The following is a 10,631-nucleotide window of genomic DNA, read 5'->3' as shown; positions in this document are numbered from 1 at the left end:
AATGATTGATTTTAATGCTGATATTTTATCAGGAAGAGCACTAGGTAACGTTTTTTTGGGGGATAATATCAGTAAGTACATAAGCGAGTTATATGCTGGCTATAAGGTAACTTACTTTGATTATTTCTTGCCTGATGATAAGAAAAGGCTTGCATATATTGTAGATGACACAATGACAATCGCTACCCTTGAAGATGGAACGATCATTTCTATTGGTTGTAACGTAAACTATAAGGGGAGGTATAATAAAATATTACAAACAGGTCAAACGATGGGGGAAATAATAGGGTTGACTTACAAACAGCGTATATTTAATGGCTGTATTATTATAAATGACGACTTTGGTTTTTCATTCGAGTTGCCAGCGCCATATGATGAAATTGCAGATAGCATTGCACATGTTCCACTAGATCTTGTTCTTAATGAAATCCGTGTTGCTGATTACTCTGATTGGAACCCACAAAAAATAAAACGCTGAAGTGTGGGTTAGGGTTGATCCCTCGGATTATTTACTTTACCTAAAACCCTAGGTAAGCATTTTCTGGAGTCATGACATCCACTGTCGTAAGTAAAATACCCAGCGCCCGTCGCAGCGCCGCTGGGATTACTACTACCGCAATAACTTGGTGCGCGAAGAGCGGGACGATAACCCGTTCAAATGGTACCGCTGGCAGTACGACAGACAGTGCCGGGCGTCTCCTGGTTCAGGACGGCACGCTGGCCGGAGAGGAGCAGGGGGTCTGGGATGCAGCCGCTAACCCGCTCGAAGGTTCTGTTGAGAACATTACGCACAACCGCCTGGCGCAGCTGAATGATATTCGCTGGCGTTATAATACCCATGCTTGCACTGTAGAGAAGGATAACGGCCAAACCCGAGGAACCGCAACAAACCGCAGACGCAGGTCAGCTTCCGCTACGATCCGCTCGGTCGCCGCATCAGTAAAACGCGACGCCAGAAGCTGGGCGGACAGCCAACCGGCAAGCCATCACCACCCGGTGTGTCTGGGAATGACTGCCTACTGGGGGAAGCGCACGGGGATGTGCTGTTCACCTACGTCGACGAAAGTGGTCAGGACAACTACGATTTGCTGGCGCGTGTAGATAGTGTTGATGCTTCATATATCTTCTGGGTCCATTGCCAATCCAACGGCACGGCACAACTTATAACTGATATCTAAAAGCAGTAATTTTGGTGCAGGTTCGAGTATTGGTAATGTTTTTCCATAACAATCATATGGAACAAGAATAAAAGTCTAGGGAATATAATGAGTGATAAGATCATGCAAACAGTAGATCTGCTAATTTCACATAGTCAAATATTGTTACGATCCAGAGACTATGACGAAAAGCTGAGTCAGTAGGGAAAAGGTAATGTTTCTCAAGGCGCTGTTTTACATAAGGATTATGTTGTATTCGATCCATTACCAGAGGACGCATTTGGAGCAAACGTCAATATCAAAATAGATAATGCTTTTAAATTAGATCAAAATGCACAACGCTGCATTGTTGTTCCATTTTTTATTACGGATAAAAATAAGATCCAGATCGCATCTGCGACAGAGAAATTTGATGTAAGCATTAACGTAACCGGCAAGATTTATTCGCTCTTTTATGAGGTTTGTGAAGGGGACGAGATTTATTATAATTTTACTCTTGTGCCTGAAAAAGAAGCAATCCCTGCTAAGTTTTTATTAGACGACCCTTGGGGAGGGAAAAAATACAATCCTCTAAAAGAGGGTTTTTTTTAAAGTTAATAATAACTAAATCGAATGAAAAAAAATCATACGTTAAACAAGAAGTTCACCACATGAACCTCGTTAACGAAGTAATCTTTCCCTTCCGTACGCATCTTGCCTGCTTCTTTCGCGCCTTGCTCACCCTTGCAGGTGATAAAGTCTTAAAACGCGATAGTCTGCGCACGAATGAAGCCCTTCTCAAAGTCGGTGTGGATCTTACCGGCCGCGTGAGGCGCAGTCGCACCGACAGGGATGATTCACGCGTTCACTTCTTTCACGCCCGCGGTGAAGTAGGTTTGCAGGCTGAGCAGCTCATAGCCCGCGCGGATCACGCGGTTCAGCCCCCGCTCGGCCATGAACTCTTTATGGTCGCCGTCGATGATTTCAGCGATATCAGATTCAACCGCGGCGTAAACCGCTACCTCTACAGAACCTTTACCGCTTGAAGACTCTGCTGAGAAGGTCACGCACAACCGTCTGACGCAGCTGAACGTCATTCGCTGGCACTACCGTTATGACGGTGAACATCACCTGACGGAGGTCATCAGCCAGCTGCGGGACCGTAACAGGCCGCGGACGCAGGTCAGCTTCCGTTACCCTCATACATTGTGACATTCCCAACAGTCAATCAATATAGAGGTGATCCTTTGGGTTATCATCAAGCGTTACAGGTAAAATTAGATGTAACTGGCTTAGATGTAATTGAACCCCGGAAAAATACATTTTTGATCTTAAACACAAAAGATCTCGTTGTCTCTAAAAGAATTGTTAAAAGTGGGAGGAGTTGTGGTTGAGGTGAAAAAATATTATAAAGGAAGTGTTGATTTTATTGCAGGTGAAGGGACTATTCTCAATGAGTTCATAGGAGAAGTAGCCACGCGACAAATAAATATTATAGATGGAAATTATTATGCTTCTTCCTCTTTGCTAGATAAAAAAGAAAAAGTTGGCTTCCTGCTGTATGATGGTAAGAAAAGCGACCTGAACTTAAGTGACGCCGAAGAAATTTCAAATGAGGAATTTGAAGTTTTCTGGCAAACATCAACGGGTTCATTGCAAGAAAAAAAGCGAATAAAATACTTGTCTGGAGATGCTGTGGAACCTTTGAAAAAATCCACAGTTATTGCTCATATTGTGAATAATAAAGGGAAGTGGGGTAAAGGTTTTGTTCTGTCCCTTTCAAATAAATATCCTGCGGCAAAAAAAAGCTATCTTAGTTGCTTCAAAGAAAATAACTTCCCAGAATTAGGGGTGGTTGATTTTGTTATGGTTGATGCTCAGGAGAAGATATTTATTGCGAATATGTATGCGCAGGATGGTATAAAGAAAAATATCAACGACAAAAAACAATACGTATGTTATGACTCTCTGAAAGTTTGTCTTGAAAAATTATCTGACTTTGCTTTAGTTAATCGCCTTTCTATACAAATGCCAAGGATAGGAGCTGGCCTCGGTGGTGGTGATTGGAATGTTATAGAGTCCTTAATACTAAAAAATATTTGCTATAAAATGATTGATTGCAATGTAATAACTTTATAATTTTAAATAAAATTTAACCATAGATTATGGTGTTTTTGGCGGTTTCTTAGGCAAAGTTTTTTATTTAAAAGGACATGATCTTAAGTATTATAATATCTATAACAATATACTATTGATCAAGGGAACGAGTTTCACGACAACCAAAAATACGCCGAGGCTTTAGAGCAAAACCAAAAAGCCTGGCAAGCGCTTCCTGAGCCAAAGCTCGAATGGGAACTCGCCAACTGGATCGCTGCCTGCATGTACAGCGCATGTTTTGATCTTGCGGATTATGCTGAGGAAAACAAATGGGGAAAAACGACATTACGGACACGTGGATCGGATATAGACACTGCACCCTTAATCGATCTCGGCATGGTCTGTTATGAGTTAAATCAATTCGAGGAAGCGTATAAATATTTTAACGATGCTTATAACTACAGCAAAGAGCGTGCGTTTCAGGATAGACCTAAAAAATATCTAGAGTTCTATCTGCGCAAAAGGGATAAGTTCGTTACTCTATAAAAAAATCAAACATTACGCGTGGATCCGACAACGCCAGGTAGGTCGTGTGAATTACCATCAATATGGGCAGAATGGCTTGAAGAAGTAGCGATTCCAGGCTCCGGGAATGTAAGATAGGTTACTATATGAATATCAATAAAGATGACGAACTCCTTGTGATAGTTAAGTATGAAGGAAGATTTTATTGGTTCGTTGCGTTCAAGGAAATGTGGGTCTTAGACAGAGTAAAATGGGTAGAGGATTTTGTGAAAAGTGGGGTGGAAATAAACCTACAGAATACCCATAAGGAAAGATATGACATACCAGTTGTAAATGAAGAAAACGCGCAGATATTCATTGAAGGTTTAATTAACGATGGTTATTCATACGATAAGGATGACATTGCTGAGGAGTTTTATAAAAGGCTTTCGCAAAAAACAATTTGGTGGGATATATATGAACTTATGCCGGATTTATTTATAGACTTTGATAATAAAAGATTATATTCGGAATATGTTGAGAGTATGCATTATCAAGAATATGTTCCTGATGGTTGGCAAGGTGAACTTGTTGATTTTTGCAGTAATGGATCGTTACCTCAAGATGAAATGTTCTGGATAAAAAATGAAACTGATCATAGAAGCGTTTTGATCGCTAAAGGATAAAATATATTTTCGGCAAACCATTTTTAGACATTGCAATGGTCGATTCAACACGCCAATTTGTGTTTGTGTTAAGCGAGACAAAGCCGTTACCAATCGTTTTGACCATCTTCAACGCTCAGGGTGAAAAACTATTTTGGTCTGCATCTCCTGAAAGTGCTATTTTCTATTACCTAACATTAAACCAGTCAAAGAAAGTGGTTGTTGTATGTAATTTTACAGTAATACAAAATGGCTGGCATAATTGGTTTTATTCTTGGGATATGAAGCGTAACGCGTTGTCTAGATCAGGACCTTCGTACTAAATTCACATTTAACATTAAAATTACAGCGACAAGAGTGCCTGAAACTGGCGTACGCAAAGGGGGTATACCTGCTAAAGGTGAGAGACTTGCCTGACCAGCAGAGCGTTTACACCAGCACCCTTTTCAGACGTTAAAATTTGCGACTGCCGACATCATTCTCTTTACCATGTAAAAAAAAAATCCACGCCCAAGCGGGGATTTTTCCCATTAAAAACAACTCAAAGGTTAAACAAGAAGTTCATCACATCGCCATCTTTAATGATGTAATCTTTGCCTTCCGCACGCATCTTGCCTGTTTCTTTCGCGCCTTGCTCTCCCTTGTAGGTGATAAAGTCTTCAAACACGATAGTCTGTGTACGAATAAAGCCTTTCACGAAATCGGTGTGGATTTTATCGGCCGCCTGAGGCGCAGTCGCACCCACAGGGATGGTCCACGCACTTCTTTTACGCCCGCGGTGAAGTAGGTTTGCAGGCTGAGCATCTCATGGCCCGCGCGGATCACGCGGTTCAGACCCTGCTCGGCCATGAAATCTTCACGATCGGCGTCGTTCATTTCAGCGATATCGGATTCAACCGCGTTCCAAAACGCTACCACTACAGAACCTTTATCGCTTGAAGAGTCTGCTGAGAAGGTCACGCACAACCGCCTGACGCAGCTGAACGGCATTCGCTGACGCTATGACATCCACGGCCGCACCGTGGAGAAGGATAACGGCCAGACCCGCTGGCACTACCGCTACGACAGCGAGCATCGCCTGACGGAGGTCATCAGCCAGCCGCGGGACCGCAACAGGCCGCAGACGCAGGTCAGCTTCCGCTATGACCCGCTCGGACGACGCATCAGCAAAACGCGCCGCCAGATGGTGGGCGGACAGCCAACCGGTAACCCAGTCACCACCTGGTTTGTATGGGAAGGGTTCCGGCTGTTGCAGGAAGTGCACGGGGATGTGCCGCTGACCTACGTCTACAGCGATCAGGACAGCTACGATCCGCTGGCACGTATCGACGGCGTTGATGCCCCGGAAATCTTCTGGTTCCACTGTCAGCCGAACGGCACGCCGGAACGGATGACGGATAGCGAAGGACAGGTGCGCTGGGAAGGGGTAAACAGCGCCTGGGGCAAGCTGCTACGGGAAAGCGAGACGCAGGTATCAGGATATTCTCAGAACCTGCGGATGCAGGGGCAATACCTGGACCGTGAGACAGGGCTGCACTACAATCTGTTCCGGTATTATGACCCGGACTGCGGAAGGTTTACGCAGCAGGACCCGATAGGGCTGGCGGGGGGGATAAACCTTTACCAGTATGCGCCGAATGCGCTGGGGTGGGCAGATCCGTGGGGGTTGACTCCTGACGATCTCATTCGTTACCGGCCACATGATTCTCTTTCTGCTCAAGGTGGAGCTAGAAGCTCTGCTATTTCTAGGGCATGGGTGCAAGAAAAAGCCTTATTGCAGGATGGTGGGGCTGGCACAAGAAATTGGACAGCGCAAGAGAGGGATTTAATTTTGAAGACTCCCAACAAGAGCCTAACCTCTGTGATGTCCCGGGCAGGCTATACCGGGCATCATATCAATTCGGTAGAAGGCAATGGTACACTTGGTTCCAAATGGCAAGGTGATCCGAGGAACATTGTATTCTTGAAAAATCATAACCATCCCGACAAGTTCAATGAGCATGTCCATGGTGATCAAGGACATAGAGGGAATACTAAGAACTCGACGCGTGGGCGCTTAATCGATAGAGAAAGAACACTAAAATCTAGACAACGATGTAAGCAATTATAGGTGGAAAGATGAACATAAAAAATGCAGTCCAAGATCTTGTGAACAAATTTAAAATGAATGAATTGAATATGGGAGAGATAGACTATACAGACGATGAAAATGAGATTTCTTTTCCCGTGAATTTAAATGGGGAGGTTGATTTTTTTTATCGTCATTTGATTTTAAATGACAGTCCAACATTTGATGGTACTTTTTATTTACAGATTATTGAACCTCAAGATCTCAACGAAATATTATCCGGTTGGCGAGTTCAAAATGATACGGCTTGGCGCGATGAATATATAATCTTTGCTGAAAGAAATGGTGACGTTCTTTTTTGTGACACCCAAAATCTAACATCTCCTGTTTATGGTAGCATTCAAAAACGAAACTTTATAATTTCTGGTTCCTTAGCTGACTTTTTGAATGCTTTTTGTTCTGCTATTGAGATGGAACAAAATAATTATGATGGTGATGCTACAGATGATGAATTTAATTTAAGAGAAGATTTTCTGGAAGATATCGATGTGATGCTTAAAACTAAACTAAAAGATGTTGAGGTTGAAGGGTTTAAGAAATTCTTTTTTGGTTAGTTTTTAAATTTTTTAATAATAAAGATTTACTGTCTTAGATACCTCCTTGCTTCTAAAAGCATTTATTTCTTATTCCCCTTTTTATAGGTGAGGAGGTTTATTTGCTATTGCTAATGAATAAACACATGAATAATATTTACATCTCTTATAGAAAAAGGAAACGAATTTCATGATAAAAAAATAAGCCGAGGCTTTAGAGCAATAACAAAATGTCCGGCAGGCTCTTCCTGAGCCGCAGATCGAATGGAAAATTGCCAACTGCAACTCTGCGTACATGTACAGTGCTTGCTTTTCTCTCAAGGAGAACGATGAGGCGAAAAAATGGGGGGAGAGGATACTTAGTACACGTGGATCGGATATAGAGACAGCGCCGTTAATCGACCTCGGCATGGTTTTTTATGAGTTGAATCAATTTGATGAAGCGTACAAATATTTTAATGATTCTTATAACTACGTCAAAGAACGAACGTTTCAAGACAGAGCTGAAAAATACCTTGAGTTCTATTTTCCTAAGGGTGCGCAAGTTCGTTTTTTTCATAAAAAACAAATCAAACTTTAAACAAGAAGTTCATCCCATCGCCATTTTTAACGATTTGATTTTATGCTTTCTGCACGCAACTTACCTTTTTCTTTACGTCATGCTCATTCTTTTAAGTGTAAAGTCTTTAGATATTAGACTCTGAGCATTTAAAAGTCTTTTACCAGCTGTACGCAATAATGAAATTATGACAACTGCGATCGTCTGCTGGTAATCCACCTCGAACGACTTGCTGGAAAGTACACGCACAACCCCCTGACGCATGCTTAATCCGTTAAATCAAGGGGTATTGGCTCCTAAGCACGTTGATCCAACAACGCCAGGTAGATCGTATGTATTACCATCAGTATGGGCAGAATGGCTTGAAGAAGTAGCGATTCCAGGCTCCGGTAATGTAAAATAGGTTACTATATGAATATTAATAAAGATGATGATCTCCTTGTGATAGTAAAGAAAGAAGGAATATATTATTGGTTCTTGGCGTTCAAAGAAATGTGGGTTTTAGATAGAATTAAATGGATAGAGGATTTTGTGAAAAGTGGGGTGGAAATAAATCTACAGGATGTCCATAAGGAAAGATATGACATACCCGTAGTAAATGAAGAAAACGCGCAGATTTTTATTGATGGGTTAATTAAAGATGGCTATTCATTCGATAAGGATGACATAGCTGATGAGTTTTTTAGTAGGCTTTCGCAAAAAACAACTTGGTGGGATATATATGATCTTATGCCGGATTTGCTTATAGATTTTGATAATAAAAGACTATATTCGGAGTCTGTTGAAAGTATGCATTATCAAAAATATGTTCCTGATGGTTGGCAAGGTGAGCTTGTTGATTTCTGCGGTAATGGAACGTTACCTCAAGATGAAATGTTCTGGATAAAGAATGGAACAAATCATAGAAACGTTATCATTGCTAAAGGGTAAAAAAAATTTTCAGCATACCATTTTAGATTATGCAATGGTCTTACAACACGCGAGTTAATTTTTGTGTTAACCGATAAAAAGCCATTATTAACCGTTGTAACCCTATTTGATGCTTAGGGCAAAAGCTTCTTTGCCTGCACTGCCACGAGGCACATTTTTCTATTACTTAAAAATCATCTGAACGAAGAAGGGGTTGTTGTCTTTAGCTATGTGGAAAACCAAAATGGCTGGCATGATTGGTTTTATTTAAATGGTATGAAGCGTAACGCGTTGTCTCGATCAGGCCCTGCTTATTATGATAAAATGCGATTCAAAACTTTTAACGATTCCCGCTCGCAAAAAAAAGGATTTAGAAGATATATTATTGTCGACCGGCAGACCTCTCCTAAGAAACGGTGGTGTCAGCCTCGCTAAGTATTAGAGTCTGGCCTTACTTGTTGAGTGATTAATCGAGGTGCCTTTTCAGACGTTAAAGCTTGCGACTACACAAATCATTTCTTTGGAGGTGAGCAAGAAGTCAGATCTCTAAGATATTTTTTTGACTCCCTAATAAAAAATGTACGTGAAAGCGTGGATTTTTCCCGTTCATAAAAATTAAACGTAAACAAGAAGTTCATCACATCGCCATCTTCAACAATGTAGTCTTTTCCTTATGCACGCATCTTGCCTCCTTCTTTCGCGCCTGGCCCTTCCTGACCCAGCTCTTCCATAAACTCTTCACGGTCGGCATCGTCCAGTTCAGTATTATCGGATTCAACCGTGGCGCAAACTACTAACACTAACGAACCCGCAGCGAATATGACCGTCTTGGCCGCCTGCATCGCCGGGATATAGTTACCGGTAATTTTCAGTGCTCTTGGTTGCACCGCTGGGATACTACCGGTAACCCGCTCGAATGATCTGCTGAGAAGGTTACGCACAACCGGCTGACGCAGCTGAACGGCATTCGCTGGCGCTATGACGTCCACGGACGCACCGTGGAGAAAGATAACGGACAGACCCGCTGGCACTACCGCTACGTCGGCGAGCATCGCCTGACGGAGGTGGTCAGCCAGCCGCGGGACCGCAACAAGCCGCAGACGCAGGTCAGCTTCCGCTACGATCCGCTCGGTCGCCGCATCAGCAAAACGCGCCGCCAGATGCTGGGCGGCCAGCCAACCGGTAAGCCAGTCACCACGCGGTTTGTCTGGGAAGGGTTCCGGCTGTTGCAGGAAGTGCACGGGGATGTGCCGCTGACCTACGTCTACAGCGATCAGGACAGCTACGATCCGCTGGCGCGTATCGACGGGGTTGATGCCCCGGAAATCTTCTGGTTCCACTGTCAGCCGAACGGCACGCCGGAACGGATGACGGATAGCGAAGGACAGGTGCGCTGGGAAGGGGTGAACAGCGCCTGGGGCAAGCTGCTGCGGGAAAGCGAGACGCAGGTATCAGGATATTCTCAGAACCTGCGCATGCAGGGGCAATACCTGGATCGTGAGACAGGGCTGCACTACAATCTGTTCCGGTATTATGACCCGGACTGCGGACGATTTACGCAGCAGGACCCGATAGGGCTGGCGGGAGGGATTAACCTTTACCAGTATGCGCCGAATGCGCTGGGGTGGGTGGATCCGTGGGGGTTGAGCCGCGAGTGTAGCGGTAAAACAAAACCTGATTTCTATGTTGGTCCAAATGGCCCTAGTTCGACTATGCCTTCTACAGCATATCGTTATATGGATAGCAAATATGCTCCACAGACAATAGAAAATAAATCAGCCCCGTTAAGTTATTTTGGGTATACGAAATATAAATCTGCACATGAAGCCAGGGACGCCTATCAAATTTTTTATGAGAAAGGTAATCCTGATTCATGGAGTGATGCACGTTTATTAGGTGAGTTTGATACATTACAACTGTATAAAAATGGAGTGCCTCAGGTGCAAGTACCTCTTGCCAATGGTGGTCGAGGGCCTGGATATGAGCTTTTCACCAGTGCATATCCTGAGTATGGTAAAGGTGGGGCATTACAGTTGCTACCAATCGAACGTAATTACCCTGTTATTTTTGAACGTGTTACTATAATTCCGGAGTAAAAGC

At 43.2% G+C, this 10,631-nt stretch carries 7 protein-coding genes and 7 pseudogenes; 11 read left to right on the top strand and 3 right to left on the bottom strand.

Annotation, left to right across the window (positions count from 1 at the left end):
• Window position 1 precedes the first annotated feature (1 nt).
• The 3 genes and pseudogenes from BFV63_RS12715 to comJ form a co-directional block, all read left to right on the top strand.
• Entirely contained in the window at window positions 2–478 is a 477-nt protein-coding gene (locus BFV63_RS12715; protein WP_032628402.1) for a hypothetical protein, read from the top strand.
• Window positions 479–549: 71 nt separating this feature from the next.
• A complete protein-coding gene (locus tag BFV63_RS22660; RefSeq protein ID WP_022651387.1) occupies window positions 550–1,101 on the top strand; it encodes a hypothetical protein in 552 nt (183 codons plus the stop codon).
• A 281-nt stretch (window positions 1,102–1,382) separates the two neighbouring features.
• Window positions 1,383–1,748, top strand: a pseudogene (comJ, locus tag BFV63_RS23600) (competence protein ComJ); the annotation flags it as partial.
• Between the two features lie 32 nt (window positions 1,749–1,780).
• Here comJ and BFV63_RS12705 read toward each other — a convergent pair.
• Window positions 1,781–2,188, bottom strand: a pseudogene (locus BFV63_RS12705) (DUF933 domain-containing protein); the annotation flags it as partial.
• Here BFV63_RS12705 and BFV63_RS23595 point away from each other — a divergent pair.
• From BFV63_RS23595 to BFV63_RS12690, 3 genes and pseudogenes are all read left to right on the top strand, one after another.
• Window positions 2,175–2,333 (top strand): annotated as a pseudogene (locus BFV63_RS23595) (RHS repeat domain-containing protein); the annotation flags it as partial. The pseudogenes BFV63_RS12705 and BFV63_RS23595 overlap by 14 nt on opposite strands.
• A 153-nt stretch (window positions 2,334–2,486) precedes the next feature.
• Window positions 2,487–3,275, top strand: coding sequence for a macro domain-containing protein (locus tag BFV63_RS12700; protein WP_044704307.1), 789 nt, complete (start codon window positions 2,487–2,489; stop codon window positions 3,273–3,275).
• Between the two features lie 629 nt (window positions 3,276–3,904).
• Window positions 3,905–4,423 carry a hypothetical protein gene (locus BFV63_RS12690; RefSeq protein WP_022651381.1) on the top strand — a complete coding sequence of 173 codons (519 nt, stop codon included), beginning with the start codon at window positions 3,905–3,907 and terminating at the stop codon, window positions 4,421–4,423.
• Between the two features lie 520 nt (window positions 4,424–4,943).
• Here BFV63_RS12690 and BFV63_RS12685 read toward each other — a convergent pair.
• Window positions 4,944–5,341 (bottom strand): annotated as a pseudogene (locus BFV63_RS12685) (DUF933 domain-containing protein); the annotation flags it as partial.
• Between BFV63_RS12685 and BFV63_RS23070 the strand changes: the two are divergent.
• The 4 genes and pseudogenes from BFV63_RS23070 to BFV63_RS12665 all read left to right on the top strand — a co-directional run.
• Window positions 5,337–6,074, top strand: a pseudogene (locus BFV63_RS23070) (RHS repeat-associated core domain-containing protein); the annotation flags it as partial. The pseudogenes BFV63_RS12685 and BFV63_RS23070 sit on opposite strands and share 5 nt — an antisense overlap.
• Window positions 6,069–6,512, top strand: a complete 444-nt coding sequence (locus tag BFV63_RS23430) for a hypothetical protein (protein WP_072048882.1) — start codon at window positions 6,069–6,071, stop codon at window positions 6,510–6,512. The pseudogene BFV63_RS23070 and the gene BFV63_RS23430, both read left to right, overlap by 6 nt.
• A gap of 8 nt (window positions 6,513–6,520) precedes the next feature.
• Window positions 6,521–7,084, top strand: coding sequence for a hypothetical protein (locus BFV63_RS12675; RefSeq protein ID WP_048240633.1), 564 nt, complete (start codon window positions 6,521–6,523; stop codon window positions 7,082–7,084).
• A 949-nt stretch (window positions 7,085–8,033) separates the two neighbouring features.
• Entirely contained in the window at window positions 8,034–8,552 is a 519-nt protein-coding gene (locus BFV63_RS12665; protein ID WP_048240635.1) for a hypothetical protein, read from the top strand.
• A 650-nt stretch (window positions 8,553–9,202) separates the two neighbouring features.
• On the opposite strand, the pseudogene BFV63_RS23425 reads toward BFV63_RS12665, so the two are convergent.
• A pseudogene (locus tag BFV63_RS23425) lies at window positions 9,203–9,379 on the bottom strand (hypothetical protein); the annotation flags it as partial.
• Here BFV63_RS23425 and BFV63_RS12655 point away from each other — a divergent pair.
• Window positions 9,338–10,627, top strand: a pseudogene (locus BFV63_RS12655) (RHS repeat domain-containing protein); the annotation flags it as partial. The pseudogenes BFV63_RS23425 and BFV63_RS12655 overlap by 42 nt on opposite strands.
• Window positions 10,628–10,631: the final 4 nt, after the last annotated feature.

The sequence above is a fragment of the Enterobacter hormaechei subsp. xiangfangensis genome (genome assembly GCF_001729785.1).
Lineage (GTDB): Bacteria > Pseudomonadota > Gammaproteobacteria > Enterobacterales > Enterobacteriaceae > Enterobacter > Enterobacter hormaechei_C.
Note: the sequence above shows the minus strand (reverse complement) of the source record. Positions and strands in the feature narration are given on the sequence as shown.